Raw genomic sequence first — 19,374 nt, 5'->3', positions numbered from 1 at the left:
CGGACTTCCGCGGGAGAAGTTCCGCTGAATCCTCTACAGGTAGCTACTGCACCGGCGACGGTTCCGGACGCAGTTCGGCCAAGGATCCCACCGCGGTGATTCCGACGGGTTCGGTGGTGGATAGCGGAATCACCGCGTACCGGTCGGCAAGCTCACCCCGGACCTTGTCGATCTGCTCGAGTTCGGCTACGGCCCGCCGGCGGAGCAGCGGTGCGGTGGGCTCCGCTGCGGCCAGGGAGTTGTTGATCACCCACGCCCACGGTGCGATACCGGCGCGTCGCAGATCGTCCTGCAGACCGGCGGCCTCGAGCACCGGGGTGGTCTCGGCGAGCGTGACCAGCACAATCTTGGTCTGTGCCGGGTCCTGCAGCCGCATCAGCGGGGTGGTGAACTGCGCACCGTCGCCCATCTGCCGGGCGATCTCGCGGTGATACGAGCCGGTCGCGTCGAGCAGCAGCAGGGTGTGGCCGGTGGGGGCGGTGTCGATGACGACGAACTTGCGGCGTGATTCGTGGATGACCTTGGAAAACGCCTGGAACACTGCGACTTCTTCGGTGCACGGGGAGAGTAGGTCTTCGGCGAGGGTGGCGCGACCGGCGTCGTCGAGTCCGGCGCCCTTGGCGGCCAGGACCCGGTTGCGGTAGGTCTCACTGGCCTCGTGCGGGTCGATGCGGGAGACCTCGAGGTGGTCGAGTTCCCCGGCGAGAGTCTCGGTCAGATGCGCGGCGGGGTCGGTGGTGGTCAGGTGCACGTCATGACCGCGCTGGACCAGAGCGACCGCGATCGCGGCGGCGACGGTGGTCTTACCGACCCCGCCCTTGCCCATACACATCACCAAACCATGCCCGTCGGCCTCGATCGCATCGATCAGATCCGCCAACGGTGCCTCGGCAATCTCGGCAATCGCGACGAGGTCGGTCTCGGCCGCGGCGGTCGGGGGTGAAGCGGCGTCGAACAGGCTGCTCACGGCATCGAGACCGACCATGTTCACCGCTTTGAGTTCGATCAAATCGGTGGGCAGGCCGGCGATCGTATCGGGCACGGTGGCCAGCGCTGCCTGTTCGCGGTGGTACACGGCAGTCGCCAGCGGATCGGTGTCGTCGACGGGGGTGGGCAGCACGCCGTTGACGACCACATGCTGTCTCGTCATGCCGATCGCGGTGAGTTCGTCGTGGGTACGGGCGATTTCGGCGAGGGCGGCGCGGTTGGCGCGGGCGACGAGCACCAGGCGGGTGCGCTCGGGATCCGACAGCGCCTCGACCGCACCGGCGTACATGGCTTTCTGCTTGTCGAGCCCGGCGAGTGGCCCGAGACAGGAGGCGTCGCCCTTACCGTTGTCGAGGAATTCGGTCCAGTTGCCGGGCAGCTGCAGCAGCCGGATGGTGTGGCCGGTGGGGGCGGTGTCGAACAGCACGTGATCGAACCCGGCGACCCGCTCGTCGGGATCGGCGAGCAGCGAGGTGAATTCGTCGAACGAGGCCACTTCGGTGGTGCACGAGCCGGACAACTGTTCGGTGATCGACGCGATCTCCGCGTCGGGCAGCAACCCGCGGACGGGGCCGACGATGCGTTCACGGTAGGCGGCGGCGGCCTGCTCGGGGTCGATCTCGAGCGCTGAGAGCCCCGGCGCCGCGGGGACCTCGGTGATGGTGTTGCCGATGCTCAGACCGAAGACCTGCCCGACGTTCGAGGTCGGGTCGGTCGAGACCAGCAGCACCCTCTTGCCGGCTCGGGCCAGGCGCAGCGCCGACGCGCACGCAATGGAGGTCTTGCCGACCCCGCCTTTGCCGGTGAAGAACACGAACCGGGGCGGGTCGGTCAAAAACGTCGGGTCGGCGGTAGCCATGGAAGCAGGTACTCCTCGTCGGACGGTATCGGCGGGCGGGTGCGGATCTGGGTGGTCAGCAGCAGGTGGACTCGTCCGGTGTGCAGCACGAGTCGTTGTCGTCGGCGAGCCCGAGCATGGTCACCCCGGACGGCGCTGCGGCGGGAACCTCGAGGTCGGCCCACGTGGCGAGCTCGGTGCGGGTCGGGTAACGCCCGGTAGCTACGGTGACGTCGTCGACGAGTACGAGCGGAAGACCGTCCGATCCGGCGAGTTCGAGGAACGTTGTGACGGTCTCGTTGTGCGCGAACGAGAGCGGGTCGTTGGCCAGGTTGTGGCGGGTGATGGTGGCGCCCTGCTCGGTCAGCGCGGCCATGTCGGCGGTGAAGGTGACCAGGTTCTGGTCGAGGTCCTCGCCGCACACGCCGGTGTTGCAGCACAGGGCCGGTTCGAAGACTGCGATCGTGCTCATGGTGTTCTGCTCCTGGTTGGGGTAGGTGCTCAGCGGGTCGCGTCGAGTAGCCGGGTGGCGAGTTCGTCGACGCGGGTGGCGATGTCGCCGCGGACCAGACGCATCCGCTCGATGCCGTCGACGCCGCGCTCGGACGGCTCGTCGATGTCCCAGCTCTCCACCACCACGCCGGCAGGCGCGTCGAGGTGAGCCTCATCGCCGAGGGTGACCACAAGGTCGACCTCGGACAGTAATTGCGGATCGATCGGCTTGGGGTACTCACCGTCGAGGTGAGCCCCGATTTCCTTGAGGACCTGCACCGACAGTGCGTTGAGGGACGATCCGGGCGTGGTGCCGGCGGAGTGGACGACGATCCGGTCGCCTGCGGCCCGGCGCATGAGGGCAGCGGCCATCTGGGATTTGCCGCCGTTCTTCACGCATACGAACAGCATCGAAGCAGTGGGCACGAGGATGGTCCTTTCCGAGGCGCTCGGATTGACGACTGAATAGATCCACGTCAATATAGACGCATGTCGAATCAGCTGTCGAGCGAGGCCGAGCTGTGCTGCCCTCCACTCTCGCGTGAGCCCCTGACCTCCGATTGGGCCGGCGACCTGGCCCGCATGTTCAAGGCCCTCGGCGATCCGGTGCGCCTGCGCATGCTCAGCATGATCGCCAGCCACCAGGGCGGCGAGAGTTGCGTGTGCGACATCAGTCCCGCCTTCGACCTGTCCCAGCCCACCATCTCGCACCACCTCAAGGTGCTGCGCGAAGCCGGACTGCTCGACTGCGAACGCCGCGGCACCTGGGTGTACTACCGGGTGATCCCTGCCGCGCTCGAGCAGTTGTCCGCAGTGCTGGCCACCGAATCGGGGGTGCTACCCGGATCGACCTGTGCGTGCACCCCGGCCGAACCTCATCAGGAGACCGTTTCGTGACCACCACCACCGAAAACCGTTCTGTGGCAGGAAAAATGTCGACCCTCGACCGCTTCCTGGCCGTGTGGATCGGCATCTCCATGGTCGTCGGCCTGCTGCTCGGCCGGATGATCCCCGGGCTCGGCGACGCTCTGAGCGTCCTCGAGATCGACAACATCTCGCTGCCGATCGCCCTCGGTCTGCTGATCATGATGTATCCGGTGCTCGCGAAGGTGCGCTACGACCGTCTCGACACCGTCACCGGCGACCGCAAACTGCTGATCTCGTCGTTGATTCTGAACTGGGTACTCGGCCCGGCGCTGATGTTCGCCCTTGCGTGGTTGCTGCTGCCGGATCTGCCCGAGTACCGTACGGGTCTGATCATCGTCGGCCTCGCACGCTGCATTGCGATGGTCATCATCTGGAACGACCTCGCGTGCGGCGACCGCGAAGCCGCCGCGGTGCTGGTCGCGATCAACTCGGTGTTCCAGGTGATCATGTTCGCCGTCCTCGGCTGGTTCTATCTCTCGGTGCTGCCGGGATGGCTCGGACTCGAGCAGACCGCTTTCGACGTCTCCCCGTGGCAGATCGCCAAATCGGTGTTGATCTTCCTCGGCATCCCGCTCGTCGCCGGTTTCCTGACCCGGCACTTCGGTGAAAAGGCCAAGGGCCGTGACTGGTACGAAGACACATTCCTGCCGAAGATCGGACCGTGGGCGCTGTACGGGTTGCTGTTCACGATCGTGCTCCTGTTCGCGCTCCAGGGCGAGCAGATCACGTCGCAGCCGTGGGACGTCGTGCGGATCGCGTTGCCGCTGCTCGCCTATTTCGTCCTCATGTGGGGCGGTGGGTTCCTGTTCGGCGCCGCGATCGGTCTGGGTTACGAGCGCACGACCACCTTGGCGTTCACCGCTGCGGGCAACAACTTCGAACTCGCTATTGCCGTGGCGATCGGCACCTTCGGTGTCACCTCGGGTCAAGCTCTGGCCGGTGTCGTCGGTCCGCTGATCGAAGTGCCGATCCTCGTCGCCCTCATCTATGTCTCGTTGGCGCTGCGCAAGCGTTTCAAGAGTTCAAATACCCCTGCTGTGCAGTAAAAGTCGATACGCCAGGAGGCGACCGATGTCTTCACACCCCGCACAACCGGAACTGCTCATGCCTCAGGCGGTGCTGCAGCGTTCCGCCGAGCACCTCGCCGACAAGTACGCCGGGGTGTTCTCCCCGCAGACCGTGGAACGGATGGTGTTCGAGTCGTACGCTGCGCTGCGCCGCACCGCCAAGATCCACACGCACCTGACCGCCCTGGCCACCCGGTTCGCCGGCGAACGCCTCACCGCGCTGGCACAAGCCGACGGTGCGATCACCAAGGACGTACCGGAGGTGCTGTTCGTGTGCGTGCGCAACAGCGGCCGCTCCCAGATGGCGGCGGCGTTGCTCGCCCACCACGGCGTCGGACGCGTGCATGTGCGCTCCGCCGGATCGGCGCCCGCATCGTCGATCCATCCCGTTGTCGTCGAGGCGATGGCCGAGATCGGGCTCGATCTCGGCGCCGAATACCCCAAACCGCTCACTGATGATGTGGTGGCGGCCGCGGACGTGGTGGTCACCATGGGCTGCGGTGACGCCTGCGCGGTGTATCCGGGCAAGCGCTACCTCGATTGGTCGCTGCTCGACCCGGAAGACGAGTCGCTCGAGGCGGTGCGCGGCATCCGCGACGACATCGATGCCCGGGTCCGTGTCCTGCTGACCGAGCTCGGCGCTGTCTCTGTCTGATCTTGTCTCTGCCTGACCTTCCTCTACGAAAGGACGTTCCACTTCATGACCACCCACTCCGCCACCGATCGCACGCCGTCGGTGCTGTTCGTGTGCGTGCACAACGCCGGCCGTTCCCAGATGGCCGCCGGGTTCCTCACCGCCCTGGCCGGGGATCGGATCGAGGTCCGCTCCGCCGGCTCCGCTCCGGCCGCGCAGGTCAACCCCGCTGCGGTCGAGGCGATGGCCGAGGTGGGGATCGATATCTCCACGCAGAATCCGAAGATCCTCACCGTCGACGCAGTGCAGGCCTCCGATGTGGTGATCACCATGGGGTGCGGCGACACCTGCCCGGCATTCCCGGGCAAGTCCTACCGGGACTGGGTGCTCGAGGACCCGGCCGGGCAAGGGGTCGAGGCGGTGCGGCCGATCCGCGACGAGATCAAGGCCCAGGTCGAGGCGCTGATCGCCGAGCTCGTTCCAAACGTCGCCCGCGCATCAGCGTCCCCGCACTGTCGATGACCTGATCATCGACAGTGCGAGCGATGCCTCACGGCAGAGATGCTGTCGGTGTGTCGGGAACCATGCGTGGCACGAGCCGGACGTAGAGGACCATGCCGACGAGCTCGACCAGGGTTTGCGTGACGACGATGACGGGGGTCAGGGCATAGCCGGCCGGTAAGGCGAGCGCGAGCGGAAGTACCACGAGCGAATTGCGGGTGGCACCACTGAAGATCAACGCACGTGAGCGGCCGACGTCGAACCGGAACACTCGTGCCGCGATGAATCCGAGTCCGGCCATGAGAATCAAGAAGGCGGCGTAGACGGGGATGACCGTGCCGACGTGGTGGAGTTCGTCGCGAATTTTCGGGATCTGACCAGCCACGACGTCGAACAGGGTTCCGGCCATCAGTGGAACCATCGCCGCGGTGAACGCGGTGGTGAGCACGACACCGACACGGCGCCGTGCAGCCAGGGCCTGCGTGACCCACGCCAGGGCGAGCGGTGCGACGATCAGGATGAGAAACGCCTCGAGGAACGGTGCGACGTCGACGATATCGGTGAGCTCTGATCCCATGAACAGCCACAACAGCAGCGGCAGTGCCGCCATCTGGGCGAACATCAGCAGCGGTGAGGCGGCAAGCAGTCGCCTGCTGTCACCTCCGGCGAGACCGGAGAACACGATGACGTAGTCGATGCAGGGCGTGAGCAGGGTCAGCAGGATGCCCAGCAGCACGGCCTGCGGGAATGTCACCACCAACGTCAGGGCGGCGACGACGAGCGGGACGACGACGAAATTGAGAACCAGGGCCGCGGTGAGGAACCGGCGGTCGCGGACGGCCTCGGCCAGTGTGGTGAACGGCACCTGCAGGAAGGTGGCGTAGAGCAGTGCCCCGAGCAGCGGGTAGATGCTCGCTTCGAACACCGACGAGGAATCCGGCAGGGTCAGTCCCACGACGGCGCCGGTCACCAGGGCACCGAGGTAGACGAGGATCTGGTGGCGTTCGAGCCACTGGGTCGCGGACATGCGCTGGTAGAGGCCTTTCGAGGCGGGTCGAGCGAGGCAGCAGTGGGGACCGGCTGTGAAAGCCAGGGATGTGGGACCGGTGGTCAGCGAGCAGGTGGGGCGCTCGTGCCGTCGCCGAACAACGCGCGCACCATTTCTGCAGCCGCTGCCGGTGCCCCCACGTCGAGGATCACTTCGGTACCGCGCAGATGCAGGTCGAATTCGTAGAACGGGCAGCAGTGCTGCTCGGCGGCGGCGAGTTCGGCGAGTGCACCGACTCGGTCGATGGGCAGGCGCAGTCGCACATCCGCCGGACCGGGTTCGCGGACAACGTCGACGAGTACCTGCTGCCACCGGTGCACACGTTCCCCGTGGTCGGCGGCGTCGAGGGAGCAGGCAATCGGCGGGTCGGCCGGCACGGTGATCGCCGCGCCAGGCGCAGCGAAAGGAGGGTCGACGACCTGGGTGCGGGGCTGCGGCGCAAGGAATCCGCAGCCGGCATCGCACGGCTCGGCGCGATCAGGCAGGTCGTCGAGCTGGGCAAGAGCATGCCGAAGCGTGTCGGTGAAGGCGGCGAGTTCCGCGGTCCGGGTGGCGGCCTCGTCCAGGCGAGCGGCCATCTTCGGGCGTAGCTGCGCACGGACCTCGGCGCAGGGATCGTGCTCCCACACCGCCAGTAGTTCGCGGATCTCACCCAAGGGGAGTCCCACGTGCTTGGCCGCCTGGATGAACGCAACGCGGTCGACATCCCGATCTCCGTAGACGCGATATCCACTGTCGGTGCGCCCCGCCGGGACCAGTCCTGCGGATTCGTAGAACCGCAAGGTGGTGGCCGGGACACCGGTGTGTTCGGCGAACTGGGAGATCAGCATCGTGCTCACTCCTCGACGGTAAACCTTCGAGTCGACTCGAAGGTCAAGCCCGACACCGGCTCAGCCCTGCCGACCTTCGACCCGGCGGAGCACGTCGATCAGCTCCGCGGTGCTCGGGGCGCCGCCGGGTCCGTCGGCGGTGCGGTAGACGCGGCAGGTCAACCCGACACCCTCGGTGGGACCGAACGGGTCGATCCCGTCGATGCGGATCGTCGGGGAGCCCGCGAAGGCGGCGCGCTCAGCAGCCTCCGGGGTCTCGATACGGCGCAGCCGGATCGGGGTGCCGGCGTTGCCGGTTGCGGCCAGGGCCTCGGCGAGGCGGTCGCGGGCGAGCTGCCAGTTCGGGCAGCCGTCGAAGTACAGCAGTTCGATATCCATGGCGGTCGGTCCCGTTCGTCAGTGGTTGTCAGCGGCGGGAACGGACTCGGAGCGGCGTTCGAGCAGTACCGTATCGCGCCACACCCCGTGCAGCCGGCCGATGCGCTCGCGCACCCCGACGGTGCGGAAACCCGCCGAATGGTGCAGCGCGAGACTGGCGCGGTTCTCCGGGAAGATCGAGGTCTGCAGAGTCCACAATCCGGCCTCATCGGCGGCGATGACCTGGGTGCGCAGCAGCGCCTTGCCGACCCCACGCCCGCGCATGCCGTCGCCGACATAGACCGAGTTCTCCGCCACCCCCCGGTAGCACTCGCGCCCCGACACCGGGCTCAACGCTGCCCAGCCGACCACCTGGCCCTCGATCTCGGCGACCCACCGATGCCCGGGCAGCCACTGGTCCTCGAGCACCTCGCGGGTGGGGACCTCGGTGGTGAACGTCGCAGTACCGGTGGCGATGCCCTCTCCGTAGATGCGGCGCACGGCCTCCCAGTCGCGGCCGGCGAGCGGACGCACGCTCACGTCGGCCGGGACGTCCTCGGGGCAGCACGGGTGGGCGGTGAGCACCCCCATCACCGCGTCGGCGGCACTGGGCAGGTCGCTGCAGCAGCTCGGGTTGACCATCACCACGGTGCTGGTGCCGTGTTTGCCGGTGGTGACGAAGCCGACGTCGGCGAGCTTGCGGACGTGATGGGAGATGGTGGGCTGGCCGACCCCGAGGATCTCGGCGAGTTCTCCGACGGTGATGCCGGCCGGGCGGGCGGCGACGTGGTGCAGCAGCCGCACCCGGGTGGGCTCGGCCAGGCAGGCGAACCACCCGGCGTAGGTGGCCGCGTCCTCGGGGCTCAGGGCGTCGATGTCCACCTCCGCGCCGGGGATGGCCGGGGTCGGCAGGCCGAGTGATGTCATACCCCCACTATATCGATCGGCATCGATGGCTGCATTCATCGATGCCCATCTATATTCTGGCGGCAGCTTAGATCGATACCCATCGATGAAAGGATCTGTTATGAGCGAGTTGCCCGTCGTCGTGGTGGGAGCCGGACCGATCGGCCTGGCCGCCGCCGCTCACCTGCGTGAAGGCGGCCTCGAGCCGCTGGTACTCGAGCGGGGTACCAGCGCCGGAGCCGCCATCACGCAGTGGCACAGCGTCCACACCTTCTCCCGCTGGGCCGAACTGATCGACCCCGCAGCCCGCGTCTCCTCGACACCACCGGCTGGAGCGCCCCCGGCGTCGACTCCTACCCCACCGGCCAGGACTGGGCCGGCCGGTACCTGACCCCGCTGGCTGTTTATGACAGCTTGAGTCGAGACCACCGTGACGGCCAGACCCAGACCCGTCTGCGACTCGCCGGACCGATGATGACGGTTTGAGCTGAGCCCACCGCAGTGTTGTGGCATCTGGCCTTGTTCGGATGCCAGGAACTGGTGGAGGGCAGTGATGGAGACTCGGATGGAGTTGTTCGCCCGTATTCGACGTGATGCCCGGGTCGAGGGGTATTCGATCCGGCAGTTGGCCCGCCGCCACCAGGTCGGTCGGGCAACGGTGCGGATGGCGTTGGCTCAGGCAGAGCCGCCGCCGAGGAAGATCCCGGTACGAACGTCACCGAAGCTCGATTCGTTCAAAGCTGCGATCGACGGCATGCTCACCACCGATATCGACGCACCACGAAAGCAACGTCACACGGCTCGCCGAATCCTCGCCAGGCTGGCCGATGAGCATGGGGCGCACGAGTTGTCGTATTCGACCGTGCGTGACTACGTGCGGGTCCGGCGAGCACAGATCGACGTCGAAGCCGGACGTCGCATCGAAGTGTTCGTCCCGCAGGAACACGCACCCGGCGCCGAAGCAGAAGTCGATTTCGGTGAAGTATGGGTGATATTGGCCGGGGTGAAAACCAAATGCCACATGTTCGCCTTCCGCCTCTCGCACTCGGGAAAATCCGTGCATCGGGTGTACTCGACGCAAGGGCAGGAAGCGTTCTTCGAAGGACACATCGCCGCGTTCGACGAGATCGGCGGCGTGCCGACCCGTCACATCCGCTACGACAACCTCACCAGCGCTGTGCAGAAGGTGATCTACGGGCAATCTCGTGCTCGGGTGGAGAACCCACGATGGGTGCTGTTTCGTTCGCACTTCGGGTTCGACCCGTTCTACTGCCAGCCGGGTATCGCCGGGGCGCACGAGAAGGGCGGTGTGGAGGGTGAGGTGGGCAGGTTCCGCCGAAACCGGTTGTCCCCGATGCCGGTTGTCGACTCACTTGATGAGCTCAACGAGAAGATCCGCGGCTGGGACACCGCCGATGACGACCGGCGCATCAATGACCGGATACGCACGGTCGGGCAGGACTTCGCCGTCGAAGCACCGCTTCTTCTGCCTGTTCCCGGTGAGGGGTTCGATCCTGGATTGTCGCTGGAACCGCGGGTCGATCGTAGTGCGTTGATCACGGTGCGGATGGCGAAATACTCTGTTCCTGCACGTTTCATCGGCAGACGAGTACGCGTGTCGTTGCGGGCATCGGAGGTGGTGGTCTTCGACGGGCGGGCGGTGATCGCTCGCCATCAGCGGGTCATCGCCCGGGGCGGTCAGAGTCTGGACCTCGACCACTACCTGGAAGTGTTGCGCACCAAACCCGGCGCGCTGCCGGGGGCGAGCGCGTTGGCTGCAGCCCGTAGGAACGGGACGTTCACCGCCAGCCATGACGCGTTCTGGGCGGCGGCCCGCACAACCGACGGTGACGCCGGTGGAACTCGCCAACTGATCGATGTCCTGCTCCTGCATCGAACGATGGATGCGGTGGATGTGATCGCCGGTATCGAAGCCGCTCTGACCGTCGGCGCGGTGACCGCTGATGTCGTCGCGGTCGAAGCCCGCCGGCACGCGTTCTCGGAGGTCGGTGCGGGTGGGTCTGATCCAGGCCGTCATCTCGTTGCTCGTCGTGGCGGCCGGGAGCAGCGTGTTGTCAGCTTGACCCAACGCCGTCTCGCCGATCCGGCAGCGGTCATCGCTGGTCTGCCGGCCGATTCTCGGCCTGCGCCGACGGTGGATCACTACGACCAGTTGCTCCGCCTACCGGAACGAACCCCACCCGACACCGCCGTCCGAGCAGAGTGAAAGAAGGCCTGAACATGGTTCGTCCACCCGTCACGGTGTCCACCACGTTGCGTCGACGAGGTTTGACCGAGGAGGCCGCCATCGCTGCGGTCGATCAAGCGTGCCGGCGACTACGGCTGCCCACCATTCGTGCCGTCGTCGCGGACGCCGCTGCGGCAGCCCGCAAGGACCAACTCTCGTACTACGGGTTCTTGGCTGAACTTCTGCTTTCCGAATGCGACGACCGTGATCGCAGGAGTGTGGTGCGGCGGATCAAAGGGGCGGGGTTTCCTCGCGAAAAGTGGTTGGCCGACTTCGATTTCGACGCCAACCCCAATATCAATTGCGCGACCATCGGCACCCTCGCGACCGGCGGCTGGATCCGCAAAGGACAACCCCTGTGCTTGATCGGGGACTCCGGGACCGGGAAATCGCATCTCCTCATCGGGCTCGGCGCCGCGGCCGCCGAAGCGGGTTACCGCGTCAAATACGTCCTCGCGACCCGGTTGGTGAACGAGCTCGTCGAAGCCGCCGACGAGAAACAACTTGCCCGCACGATCGCCCGTTACGGCAGGGTGGATCTCCTTCTGATCGACGAACTCGGTTACATGGAACTCGACAAGCGAGGCGCGGAGCTGCTGTTCCAGGTGTTGACCGAACGGGAAGAAAAGAATTCCGTCGCCATCGCATCGAACGAGTCGTTCTCCGGTTGGACGAAGACGTTCACCGACCCACGGCTTTGCGCTGCCATTGTCGACAGGCTCACCTTCGGCGGCAACATCATCGAAACCGGCACCGACTCCTACCGACTCGCCCATACCCGAGCTCAGCACTCCACCTGATCCATGCACCAGGGTGGGCCCGGATCAAGCCGCCCTACTGGACCTGAATGAGATTGACATATTCGTCCCCAGCGTGAGCCCCGAGAACTCTGAGGTCCCCCGGAAAACAGCTAGACCCCCGTATCCACAGGTGTGGGGGGTCTGCACCACAAAGATTACGCTCTGCGGCTGCGGTACCGCAAATCAGCCCGTAACCCCCCGCCACCGCCCCTCGCGCCTCAGCGCTCAGGGAGCACCAGGACCAGGCCGTCCTGGGCCGGTATCGTCACCGCGTCGACGAGCTCTCCGGTATTGACGGACGGGTCCTGCGTGCCCCGCAGATGCCGGTAGGTCTGGCCCAGTGCCACCGGCTGGGCTTCGGTTCCGAGATTGACCAGGACCACGCCGTGGTCGAAATCCCGGCGGTACACGCCCGCGGCGACCGTGCCGACCCCGCGGTGTACGGACGGTTCACCCTCTCCCACGACGGGTTCTCGACGATCGGCTCGCCCAGATAGCCCCCACCCAGCCCTGCTCCGTCCATCTCGTCGTAGAAGGCCAGCTCTCGGTAGTGTTCTTCCATCGCAGCCCAGTACCCGTCCTGCAACAACGTGGCGGTCAGGAAGAACCGGGCCCGCCGAGAGTGCTCGGCCGGTTCGAGACCGCCGCGGCGCCGATCGATCGTCATCGATACGCCGGGAGGTTGCTGTTCGCCGGCCGCGACGGTCGTGAGGTAGTCCTGCACATCTGCTTTCGGATCCCGGCCGCGAGAGGGTCGGCGAAGCTCTCCCACGCTCGGCCGTTGAGGGGGCTGCGGTGCAAGGTGCGGTTGCTGTTGGCGATCAGGATCGCCTCGGGCATCTGCGCCCGCATGAGCTGCTCGGCCCGCGCCAGACCGCGGGCCCAGGGTCCGTCGGGACCGTAGATCTGCTCGTCCGTCTCGTCGATACCGTCGCCGTCGATGTCCCACCGGTCCTGGTCGGCGGTGTAGATCCGATCGCCCCACACATCGAGAAGAATCCCGTCCCACATCCCGGTGGCCCAGACTCGATCGACGACCCACTGCGCTGCGTATTCGGCAAAAATACGGCCCTGCACCTGCGGTACGACATCGGTGAGGTTGGCCAGCGACGTCTTCGGCCATTCGCTGACCGTGCTCCCGAAGGCGGTGGTGGCGAGCCACCGAGGAGGAAAGGAACTGCTGGTGGAGTCCGAGAATTGCCACGGATCGTAGCGGCCGGGCCGGTACTCGGCCAACCCCAGCGCATCCGGATAGTCGACCAGGTTGACGTAGGCGAGCAGCCGAAGAGCGAGGTGGACCTCGTCGAGTGCACGAAATAACGACTGCGGCGCCCGTTGCGCCCACTCGTGGTCAATGACCACGAGGTCGTATCGCGCGAGTTCGTCGACGGACGGCAGCGAATCCTGATCCAGGTAGTACACCGCGGTGCGGGGAAAAACCGGCCCCGCGCTCTCGGCCCTGCTCGCTCACGGACGGCGCACACGAGACGGCGAGCACCATCGCCGCAGCACACACGGCGTATCGAAACAGCCGTCGTACCGGTCGGCTCGATGCTCGGGGCATCGCCTCAGTATGGCCACGGCGGGTGGGGGTGCGGCTCGTCGTTTGATGAAGGTTTGCTGAAGAACTTCGCCGCCTGCGCCTGGGTCTTCTGCCTCGGAGCGCTACTACCGGGCTCGGACACCGGGCCCCGGCTAGCGCGACACAGTCGCGGCGCCGGGATGTCCGGCGGCTCGGCGCTGCCCGTACCGGGTCAGCCCGCGGGGCTTGAACACCGCCAATACCAGCGCGGTCACCAGCACCACCAACGCGGCCGACGCGTGCACCACGTGGGTCGGGTCGGCGAGGACCCGTCGATCGGCATCGGACCACTGCGGTTTCGCCGCAATGGTCGCGGCATTCTCGATCGAGCGGGTGTAGAGCAGCAGCACCGCGGTGGCCACCAGGTTCAACACCAGCTTGAACAGCACCCAATAGTGCCGCAGCAACCCCCATGAGGTGCCCAGGGAGCACACCAGCCCGGTGACCAGCGTCGCCGCGGACAACGGCACCAGCACAACGACGGTGATCAGGGCCAGCACCTGATAGCCCCCCACCGTCGGAGCGGGAGCGGCACCGGGCAGCGTCGCCGCGGCCACCACGAGATAGGTGAGCACCGCGCCGAACCACCCCGCGGCGGCCCCGATATGGACGGTGCGGGCGGCCAGGCGCGCCCGGGGCGAGAGCCTCACGTCCCGACAACCCCGAACAGGCAGCCGTCAGCTAGCGTGGGGTCGGCGCTCTCGGTCGCCGCGACCGCCGAGGTGGGGGGAGCGGACAGGTGTCGGCTCGGGCCGTGAGTACCGTCCCCCAGCAGCATCATGGCCACGATCAGCGCCACCAGCACCGCGACCACGACAAGGGCCGCCTTCACCCAGCGCGGAGTGCGATGCTCCGGTGGGCCACCGGTCGGGCCGTGGCTCTCGGGTAGGGGGTCGGAGGGAGAGGGCGGGCCGGTCATCAGCGGTGCCTTCCGTCTCGCGGGCGGGACGTTCCCGTCCCTACTTTTCAATACACTCTGTCACGACATCTTCACCATGTCGAGGCTGTGGCGCTGCGTATACTTCGGGGGTGCCCAAGCTGTGGAACGAGACGATCGCCTCGCATCGCCACGCCGTGCGGGAGGCGACATTGGACGCCGCTGCGACCGTGATCACCGAGTCCGGTCTCGCGGGGGTGAGCATGTCGAAGATCGCCGAACGCACCGGGATCGGCCGGGCCACGCTGTACAAGTACTTTCCCGACGCCGAGGCCATCCTGGCGGCCTGGCACGACCGCCAGATCACCCGCCACCTGCAGCACCTGGCGCAGGTACGCGATCGCGCCACCGGCGCCGGCTCCCGCCTCGAGGCGGTGCTCGGGGCCTATGCGCAGATCCTCACCCATCATCCCACCGGGGCGATCGTGGCCGGGCTGCACCGCGGCAACCACGTCGAGCATGCGCAACATCGCCTGCACGAGTTCGTACGCGCCCTGGTCACCGACGCGGCGCAGGTCGGCGAGGTCCGCGACGATGTCCCGGCCGACGAGCTGACCGGGTACGTGCTGCATGCGGTCACCGCCGCCGAGGGGCTCGACTCGCCCGCCGCCGCGGACCGGCTCGTCGCCCTCATTCTGACCGGGTTGGCTCCGCAGCAGGGACCCCGGTCGCCACGTCCGCCGTCGACGGATCAGGCCTCGAAATCTGCCGCCGCCCACCACTGACCGGTCGCCGGGCGAGGAGCCAGTGGCCCTCTGTCGGCACCCGGTCGGTCAGGACCGGACCAGGCGGGCGATCGCGTCGGTGGCTTCTTTGATCTTCGCCTGCGCCTCGGGGCCACCGGCGACGGCGGCATCGACGACGCAGTGGCCGATGTGGTCTTCGAGCAGCCCCATCGCCACGGCTTGCAGCGCCTTGGTCATCGCCGAGATCTGGGTGAGGATGTCGATGCAGTACTTCTCGTCCTCGACCATCTTGTGCACCCCTCGGGCCTGGCCCTCGATCCGCTTGAGCCGTTTGAGGTAGTCGTCTTTGGCGGTGATGTAGCCGTGCCCGGCGTGGTCGCCGGCGCCGGCGGCGGCCGGGGCGTCGGGGGACGTGGCCGCGGGGGTGGGGGTGGCCATGGGGTCCTCCTGGTATCCGGCTGTCAGCACGAGCACCCCCGATTATGCCCACCGGAGGTAGACGGCCGAGGCGGGTGCGCCTCCTGCAGGCGGTGGCCGGCCGCCGCCGCGGCGCAGCCGGCCGCGCACCGGGCCGCCGCCCGGGCGGCCGGATGACGGGCGATCCGGATCAGCGCGGTGGTCACCGTCGACATGCTCTTTCTCCTTGGTGGTGGTGGGGAAGATACGGACGCAGGTGGGTGGCGCCTGCCCGCGCCACCCACCCGGCTTCGGTGAATTCCGGTCCCGGTCACCGGGCGGTGGAGCGGAAGCGGCGCAGTCGCAGGCTGTTGCTGACCACGAACACCGACGAGAACGCCATCGCCGCGCCGGCGAGCATCGGGTTGAGCAGTCCCATCGCGGCCAGCGGCAGGGCGGCGACGTTGTAGGCGAAGGCCCAGAACAGGTTGCCCTTGATGGTGCCCAGGGTGCGGCGCGAGAGCCGGATCGCGTCCGCGGCCGCCCGCAGGTCCCCGCGCACCAGGGTCAGGTCGCTGGCCTCGATCGCGACGTCGGTGCCGGTGCCCATCGCCAGGCCGAGGTCGGCCTGGGCGAGCGCGGCCGCGTCGTTGACTCCGTCACCGACCATGGCGACGACCTTGCCTTGTGCCTGCAGGCGTTTGACCACGTCCACCTTGTCCGCCGGGAGCACCTCGGCGATAACCTCGTCGATGCCGACCTGGGCTGCGATGGCCTGGGCGGCGGCGGTGTTGTCGCCGGTGAGCATGATCGGGGTCAGCCCCAGCTCGCGCAGCTGGGCGATCGCCTCGGCGGAGGTCGGTTTGACGGCGTCGGCCACCACCAGCACCGCCCGGGCGCGGCCGTCCCAGCCGACCGCGACGGCGGTCTGGCCGGCGGATTCGGCGGCGGCCATGGCCTCAGCGAGGTCGGCGGGCAGGTGCTGGGAGAAGTCGGCGAGCAGCCGGGCGCGGCCGACGAGCACCGCATGCTCGTCGACGAGGCCCTGCACGCCCAGGCCCTCGAGGTTGGTGAACTGCTGGGCTGCGGGTAGGTCGCCGATCTTCTCGCGGGCGCCCCGGGCGATGGCCTGCGCGATGGGATGCTCGGACGAGTCCTCCACGGCTCCGGCCAGGCGCAGCACCTGACCGGCGTCCTGGCCGGTAGCGGTGATGACCTCGAGCAGGGTCATCTTGCCGGTGGTGACGGTGCCGGTCTTGTCGAGCACGACGGTGTCGACGCGGCGGGTCGATTCGAGCACCTCGGGGCCCTTGATCAAGATGCCGAGCTGGGCGCCGCGGCCGGTGCCGACCATCAGCGCGGTCGGGGTCGCCAGCCCGAGAGCACACGGGCAGGCGATGATCAGCACGGCGACGGCGGCGGTGAACGCCGCGGCGACCGAGCCGCCGGTGCCGAGCCAGAACCCCAAGGTGGCCACCGCCAGGGCGATCACGATCGGGACGAAGACACCGGAGATCCTGTCGGCCAGTCGTTGGGCCTGGGCCTTGCCGGTCTGGGCGTCTTCGACGAGTCGGGCCATCTGCGCGAGTTGGGTGTCCGAGCCGATCCGGGTGGCGCGCACGACGATCCGCCCGCCGACGTTGACGGTGGCGCCGACGACCGGCTCGTCCGGTCCGACCTCGACCGGCACCGATTCCCCGGTGAGCATCGAGGCGTCCACCGCGGAGGAGCCGTCGACGACGACACCGTCGGTGGCGATCTTTTCGCCGGGGCGCACGACGAACTCGTCGCCGACGGCCAGCTGGTCGATCGGGATGCGGTGCTCGGTGCCGTCGCGGCGGACCGAGACGTCCTTGGCGCCGAGTTCGAGCAGTGCGCGCAGGGCGGCGCCGGCGCGACGCTTGGAGCGGGCCTCGAAGTAGCGCCCGGCGAGGATGAAGGTGGTGACCCCGGCGGCGGCCTCGAGGTAGATGTTGCCGGCGCCGTCGGTGCGGGCGATGGTCAGCTCGAACGGGTGCGTCATCCCGGTGACGCCGGCGGTGCCCCAGAACAGGGCGTAGATCGACCAGCCCAGGGCGGCGAGGGTACCGAGGGAGACCAGGGTGTCCATGGTGGCGGTGGCGTGCTTGAGGTTGGTGTAGGCGGCCTTGTGGAACGGCCACGCTCCCCATACCACCACCGGCGCGGCGAGGGTGAGCGAGAGCCACTGCCAGTTCGGGAACTGCCACGCCGGGACCATCGCCATCGCGATCACCGGGACGCTGAGCACCAGCGAGATCAGCAGCCGTTGCCGCAGCGCGGCGGTCGGATCCGGTGTGGTAGCCGGTGGGGCCACGGTGCCGGTGCCGGGGGCGGGGGGCGGGGTCGGGAGCGTGGCGGTGTAGCCGGCCTGTTCGACGGCGGCCACGAGATCCTCGGCCGAGACGTCCCCGACGTAGTCGACGCGGGCCTTTTCGGTGGCGTAGTTCACCGTGGCGGTGACACCGTCGAGCTTGTTGAGCTTCTTTTCGACCCGGCTGGCGCAGGACGCGCAGGTCATGCCGCCGATGTCGAGTTCGATTCGGCTGTCGGCCGGGTGGGTGACGGACTTCATCGCGTCTTCCTCCCTCTCGCAAATGTGGTGGCGGTCAGTGCCCGTGTCCGGACGGCATCGGCGCGGTGGCGACCTCGGTGGGGGGCGGGGTGTCGACGTCGTGGATTTCGGTGCCGTGGGTGGCCGGTGGTGCGGGTTCGTCGGGGCCGAGCACGGCGCCGGCCCCGAAGGACAGGGCAAAGACCGCGGCCAGGGCGGCGAGGAATCCGGTGATCTTCGACGGGGCCTTCATCGTGTGCGGTCTCCTGTCCGGGTCGCGGGGTCGGTCAGTCGGCGAGCCGGTAACCGGCCTCGTCGACCGCGGTGGCGATCGCGGTGCGGTCGATGTCGGTGGTCGAGTCGATGTCGACGCGGCCGCTGGCCAGATCGACGGTCACGCCGGTCACGCCGGGGATCTGGCCGATCTCCTCGCGTACGGAGGAGGCGCAGTGCCCGCAGGTCATGCCGGTCACGGTGACGGTGGTGGTGCTCATGGGTTACCCCTCTTGCCGATCGGTGCGGACACGGGATTCCGTGTCGCGGCGGGTCTTCTGTCCCCACCCGCACAATGTATACCATACCCCCCTAGGGTATCTAGAGGTGCAGAGGAACTACTCTGCCCTCACCGAGCCCTCGTTTCCCACCACCGATCAAATCCCGGGCCGGCGCGACCGGAGTTCGGCCCAGCCGCCGGTGAGGAACGGCGTGCCGCCGTAGACGAAGATCACCGTGCCCAGCACCGGCGGAATCCACATCGCGCCGGGGAAGTCCGGCATGGGGGTAGCCGAGCAGGTCGGCGACCATGTGGCTGAACGCGACGACCGGCACCGACAGGATCAGGCTGACCCAGAACCGCCGGCGGAACATCTCCCCGCGTGCCCCGTGCCCGGCATGCCGATCGTGACCCCCGTGCCCGGCATGCCGATCGTGACCTCCGTGCCAGGTATGAGCAGCGCCTTGTCCTCGCGAAGTCAGGGCGATGCGGCGGTATCGATGGCCCGACACGCTAAATACTGGATGCCGCTACGGATGTCTTGCTGTGCAGCTGTACCCGTACCCGTTGTGTCAACGCAGCGCGGGGACCGCAGCTGCTGCCGCTCGTCGCCTGACGCATCGACGAGGGGTCCCGGGAGTAATGGCGCAAAACCACGAGGTTCGCGTAGTTCCTGATCGGCGGTGATTTCTCGGTTCGGGCTGCGGACCGGGATGGTTGGCGCTCGGCTTGGCTATTGATGAGGTTGGTCGGCGTTTTGGGAGGCTGGGGTTCGCGGCGACGCGGGCATTCGGGAGCGAGGAGTTGCAGCGACTTCGGGAGTTCCCGGAGATCAGTCGTGAGGAGTTGTTCCGGCACTTCACGCTGACCCCGGCTGATCCGACATTCGTTGCTCCGCAGGGCAGGGCCCTGCAGTCCGTCTTGGCTGGCGTGGTGCCCCGCGAGCACGGCCACACCCGCGGCGGATGCCCTACGAAACAATCAGACCCTCTCCACCCCTGCGTTAGACATCCGGTCCACACCGACCGGGTACCGAACCGGCCGGGTTACCGAGAAGAACGCGCCCGGCGGGG

The 19,374-nt window shown here is 67.7% G+C and carries 23 protein-coding genes and 2 pseudogenes; 8 read left to right on the top strand and 17 right to left on the bottom strand.

Annotated elements, in window-relative coordinates:
- Nucleotides 1-43: 43 nt before the first annotated feature.
- The 3 genes from arsA to K3M35_RS19810 are packed head-to-tail and all read right to left on the bottom strand — an operon-like array spanning nt 44 to nt 2,728.
- Complete coding sequence (gene arsA, locus K3M35_RS19820) at nt 44-1,846, bottom strand: arsenical pump-driving ATPase (protein WP_039586129.1); 1,803 nt, start codon at nt 1,844-1,846, stop codon at nt 44-46.
- 55 nt (nt 1,847-1,901) lie between these two features.
- Entirely contained in the window at nt 1,902-2,297 is a 396-nt protein-coding gene (gene arsD / locus K3M35_RS19815) for an arsenite efflux transporter metallochaperone ArsD (RefSeq protein WP_138846012.1), read from the bottom strand.
- A 29-nt stretch (nt 2,298-2,326) separates the two neighbouring features.
- Nucleotides 2,327-2,728, bottom strand: a complete 402-nt coding sequence (locus tag K3M35_RS19810) for a low molecular weight phosphatase family protein (protein WP_259444285.1) — start codon at nt 2,726-2,728, stop codon at nt 2,327-2,329.
- A 78-nt stretch (nt 2,729-2,806) separates the two neighbouring features.
- Between K3M35_RS19810 and K3M35_RS19805 the strand changes: the two genes are divergently transcribed.
- Genes K3M35_RS19805 through K3M35_RS19790 form a run of 4 tightly spaced genes read left to right on the top strand, consistent with a single transcriptional unit; the run spans nt 2,807 to nt 5,467 of the window.
- Nucleotides 2,807-3,214 carry a helix-turn-helix transcriptional regulator gene (locus K3M35_RS19805; protein WP_039586132.1) on the top strand — a complete coding sequence of 136 codons (408 nt, stop codon included), beginning with the start codon at nt 2,807-2,809 and terminating at the stop codon, nt 3,212-3,214.
- Between the two features lie 35 nt (nt 3,215-3,249).
- Nucleotides 3,250-4,290 (top strand): ACR3 family arsenite efflux transporter, encoded by a 1,041-nt coding sequence (gene arsB / locus K3M35_RS19800; RefSeq protein WP_175428147.1) that lies wholly within the window; start codon nt 3,250-3,252, stop codon nt 4,288-4,290.
- 25 nt (nt 4,291-4,315) lie between these two features.
- Entirely contained in the window at nt 4,316-4,966 is a 651-nt protein-coding gene (locus K3M35_RS19795; protein WP_006554200.1) for an arsenate reductase ArsC, read from the top strand.
- A 45-nt stretch (nt 4,967-5,011) separates the two neighbouring features.
- Entirely contained in the window at nt 5,012-5,467 is a 456-nt protein-coding gene (locus tag K3M35_RS19790; RefSeq protein WP_033098575.1) for an arsenate reductase ArsC, read from the top strand.
- Nucleotides 5,468-5,495: 28 nt separating this feature from the next.
- Here the strand turns inward: K3M35_RS19790 and K3M35_RS19785 are convergent, their stop codons facing one another.
- The 4 genes from K3M35_RS19785 to K3M35_RS19770 all read right to left on the bottom strand — a co-directional run bounded on the left by K3M35_RS19785 (nt 5,496) and on the right by K3M35_RS19770 (nt 8,608).
- Nucleotides 5,496-6,473, bottom strand: coding sequence for an arsenic resistance protein (locus tag K3M35_RS19785; protein ID WP_138846011.1), 978 nt, complete (start codon nt 6,471-6,473; stop codon nt 5,496-5,498).
- A gap of 83 nt (nt 6,474-6,556) precedes the next feature.
- Nucleotides 6,557-7,324 carry a MerR family transcriptional regulator gene (locus tag K3M35_RS19780; RefSeq protein ID WP_039586197.1) on the bottom strand — a complete coding sequence of 256 codons (768 nt, stop codon included), beginning with the start codon at nt 7,322-7,324 and terminating at the stop codon, nt 6,557-6,559.
- Nucleotides 7,325-7,384: 60 nt separating this feature from the next.
- On the bottom strand, nt 7,385-7,702 hold the full coding sequence (locus tag K3M35_RS19775) for a hypothetical protein (protein ID WP_006554203.1): 318 nt from the start codon (nt 7,700-7,702) through the stop codon (nt 7,385-7,387).
- Nucleotides 7,703-7,720: 18 nt separating this feature from the next.
- On the bottom strand, nt 7,721-8,608 hold the full coding sequence (locus K3M35_RS19770; protein WP_039586137.1) for a metalloregulator ArsR/SmtB family transcription factor: 888 nt from the start codon (nt 8,606-8,608) through the stop codon (nt 7,721-7,723).
- A gap of 100 nt (nt 8,609-8,708) precedes the next feature.
- Between K3M35_RS19770 and K3M35_RS19765 the strand changes: the two are divergent.
- The 3 genes and pseudogenes from K3M35_RS19765 to istB all read left to right on the top strand — a co-directional run.
- Nucleotides 8,709-8,989: pseudogene (locus K3M35_RS19765) on the top strand (FAD-dependent oxidoreductase); the annotation flags it as partial.
- A 151-nt stretch (nt 8,990-9,140) separates the two neighbouring features.
- Nucleotides 9,141-10,814 carry an IS21 family transposase gene (gene istA, locus K3M35_RS19760; protein ID WP_052227330.1) on the top strand — a complete coding sequence of 558 codons (1,674 nt, stop codon included), beginning with the start codon at nt 9,141-9,143 and terminating at the stop codon, nt 10,812-10,814.
- 14 nt (nt 10,815-10,828) lie between these two features.
- The gene (gene istB / locus K3M35_RS19755) at nt 10,829-11,635 is read left to right on the top strand and encodes an IS21-like element helper ATPase IstB (protein ID WP_039586139.1); all 807 of its coding nucleotides are present in this window, start codon (nt 10,829-10,831) and stop codon (nt 11,633-11,635) included.
- 218 nt (nt 11,636-11,853) lie between these two features.
- Here istB and K3M35_RS19750 read toward each other — a convergent pair whose 3' ends face one another.
- The 4 genes from K3M35_RS19750 to K3M35_RS19735 all read right to left on the bottom strand — a co-directional run bounded on the left by K3M35_RS19750 (nt 11,854) and on the right by K3M35_RS19735 (nt 14,136).
- Nucleotides 11,854-12,099, bottom strand: a complete 246-nt coding sequence (locus tag K3M35_RS19750) for a hypothetical protein (protein WP_052227331.1) — start codon at nt 12,097-12,099, stop codon at nt 11,854-11,856.
- A 199-nt stretch (nt 12,100-12,298) separates the two neighbouring features.
- A complete protein-coding gene (locus K3M35_RS19745) occupies nt 12,299-13,057 on the bottom strand; it encodes a putative glycoside hydrolase (RefSeq protein ID WP_052227332.1) in 759 nt (252 codons plus the stop codon).
- A gap of 273 nt (nt 13,058-13,330) precedes the next feature.
- A complete protein-coding gene (locus K3M35_RS19740; RefSeq protein WP_039586141.1) occupies nt 13,331-13,867 on the bottom strand; it encodes a hypothetical protein in 537 nt (178 codons plus the stop codon).
- Nucleotides 13,864-14,136 (bottom strand): hypothetical protein, encoded by a 273-nt coding sequence (locus K3M35_RS19735; protein WP_254704841.1) that lies wholly within the window; start codon nt 14,134-14,136, stop codon nt 13,864-13,866. The genes K3M35_RS19740 and K3M35_RS19735 overlap by 4 nt, the downstream gene beginning before the upstream one ends.
- Before the next feature lie 110 nt (nt 14,137-14,246).
- Here K3M35_RS19735 and K3M35_RS19730 point away from each other — a divergent pair, with 110 nt between their 5' ends.
- A complete protein-coding gene (locus K3M35_RS19730; RefSeq protein ID WP_082921152.1) occupies nt 14,247-14,879 on the top strand; it encodes a TetR/AcrR family transcriptional regulator in 633 nt (210 codons plus the stop codon).
- 48 nt (nt 14,880-14,927) lie between these two features.
- Here K3M35_RS19730 and K3M35_RS19725 read toward each other — a convergent pair whose 3' ends face one another.
- The 6 genes and pseudogenes from K3M35_RS19725 to K3M35_RS19700 all read right to left on the bottom strand — a co-directional run.
- Entirely contained in the window at nt 14,928-15,278 is a 351-nt protein-coding gene (locus K3M35_RS19725) for a metal-sensitive transcriptional regulator (protein ID WP_039586201.1), read from the bottom strand.
- A 23-nt stretch (nt 15,279-15,301) separates the two neighbouring features.
- A complete protein-coding gene (locus tag K3M35_RS19720) occupies nt 15,302-15,472 on the bottom strand; it encodes a hypothetical protein (RefSeq protein ID WP_156666220.1) in 171 nt (56 codons plus the stop codon).
- A gap of 95 nt (nt 15,473-15,567) precedes the next feature.
- The gene (locus K3M35_RS19715; RefSeq protein WP_112319877.1) at nt 15,568-17,829 is read right to left on the bottom strand and encodes a cation-translocating P-type ATPase; all 2,262 of its coding nucleotides are present in this window, start codon (nt 17,827-17,829) and stop codon (nt 15,568-15,570) included.
- A gap of 34 nt (nt 17,830-17,863) precedes the next feature.
- A complete protein-coding gene (locus K3M35_RS19710) occupies nt 17,864-18,061 on the bottom strand; it encodes a hypothetical protein (RefSeq protein WP_019290682.1) in 198 nt (65 codons plus the stop codon).
- Between the two features lie 34 nt (nt 18,062-18,095).
- Nucleotides 18,096-18,302 carry a heavy-metal-associated domain-containing protein gene (locus K3M35_RS19705; RefSeq protein WP_006554281.1) on the bottom strand — a complete coding sequence of 69 codons (207 nt, stop codon included), beginning with the start codon at nt 18,300-18,302 and terminating at the stop codon, nt 18,096-18,098.
- Between the two features lie 159 nt (nt 18,303-18,461).
- Nucleotides 18,462-18,675, bottom strand: a pseudogene (locus K3M35_RS19700) (heavy metal translocating P-type ATPase); the annotation flags it as partial.
- Between the last annotated feature and the right edge of the window lie 699 nt (nt 18,676-19,374).

The sequence above is a fragment of the Rhodococcus sp. DMU2021 genome (assembly GCF_019641445.1).
Taxonomy (GTDB): domain Bacteria; phylum Actinomycetota; class Actinomycetes; order Mycobacteriales; family Mycobacteriaceae; genus Rhodococcus; species Rhodococcus pyridinivorans.
This window is presented reverse-complemented; position numbering and strand designations above follow the sequence as displayed.

Coding starts and splice junctions, on each gene's coding strand:
- arsA (WP_039586129.1), bottom strand. CDS start 1,846: ATGGCTACCGCCGACCCGACGTTTTTGACCGACCCGCCCCGGTTCGTG.
- K3M35_RS19775 (WP_006554203.1), bottom strand. CDS start 7,702: ATGGATATCGAACTGCTGTACTTCGACGGCTGCCCGAACTGGCAGCTC.
- K3M35_RS19770 (WP_039586137.1), bottom strand. CDS start 8,608: ATGACATCACTCGGCCTGCCGACCCCGGCCATCCCCGGCGCGGAGGTG.
- K3M35_RS19790 (WP_033098575.1), top strand. CDS start 5,012: ATGACCACCCACTCCGCCACCGATCGCACGCCGTCGGTGCTGTTCGTG.
- K3M35_RS19715 (WP_112319877.1), bottom strand. CDS start 17,829: ATGAAGTCCGTCACCCACCCGGCCGACAGCCGAATCGAACTCGACATC.
- K3M35_RS19725 (WP_039586201.1), bottom strand. CDS start 15,278: ATGGCCACCCCCACCCCCGCGGCCACGTCCCCCGACGCCCCGGCCGCC.
- istA (WP_052227330.1), top strand. CDS start 9,141: ATGGAGACTCGGATGGAGTTGTTCGCCCGTATTCGACGTGATGCCCGG.
- K3M35_RS19710 (WP_019290682.1), bottom strand. CDS start 18,061: ATGAAGGCCCCGTCGAAGATCACCGGATTCCTCGCCGCCCTGGCCGCG.
- K3M35_RS19785 (WP_138846011.1), bottom strand. CDS start 6,473: ATGTCCGCGACCCAGTGGCTCGAACGCCACCAGATCCTCGTCTACCTC.
- K3M35_RS19735 (WP_254704841.1), bottom strand. CDS start 14,136: ATGACCGGCCCGCCCTCTCCCTCCGACCCCCTACCCGAGAGCCACGGC.
- K3M35_RS19720 (WP_156666220.1), bottom strand. CDS start 15,472: ATGTCGACGGTGACCACCGCGCTGATCCGGATCGCCCGTCATCCGGCC.
- arsD (WP_138846012.1), bottom strand. CDS start 2,297: ATGAGCACGATCGCAGTCTTCGAACCGGCCCTGTGCTGCAACACCGGC.
- arsB (WP_175428147.1), top strand. CDS start 3,250: ATGTCGACCCTCGACCGCTTCCTGGCCGTGTGGATCGGCATCTCCATG.
- istB (WP_039586139.1), top strand. CDS start 10,829: ATGGTTCGTCCACCCGTCACGGTGTCCACCACGTTGCGTCGACGAGGT.
- K3M35_RS19810 (WP_259444285.1), bottom strand. CDS start 2,728: ATGCTGTTCGTATGCGTGAAGAACGGCGGCAAATCCCAGATGGCCGCT.
- K3M35_RS19805 (WP_039586132.1), top strand. CDS start 2,807: ATGTCGAATCAGCTGTCGAGCGAGGCCGAGCTGTGCTGCCCTCCACTC.
- K3M35_RS19705 (WP_006554281.1), bottom strand. CDS start 18,302: ATGAGCACCACCACCGTCACCGTGACCGGCATGACCTGCGGGCACTGC.
- K3M35_RS19795 (WP_006554200.1), top strand. CDS start 4,316: ATGTCTTCACACCCCGCACAACCGGAACTGCTCATGCCTCAGGCGGTG.
- K3M35_RS19780 (WP_039586197.1), bottom strand. CDS start 7,324: ATGCTGATCTCCCAGTTCGCCGAACACACCGGTGTCCCGGCCACCACC.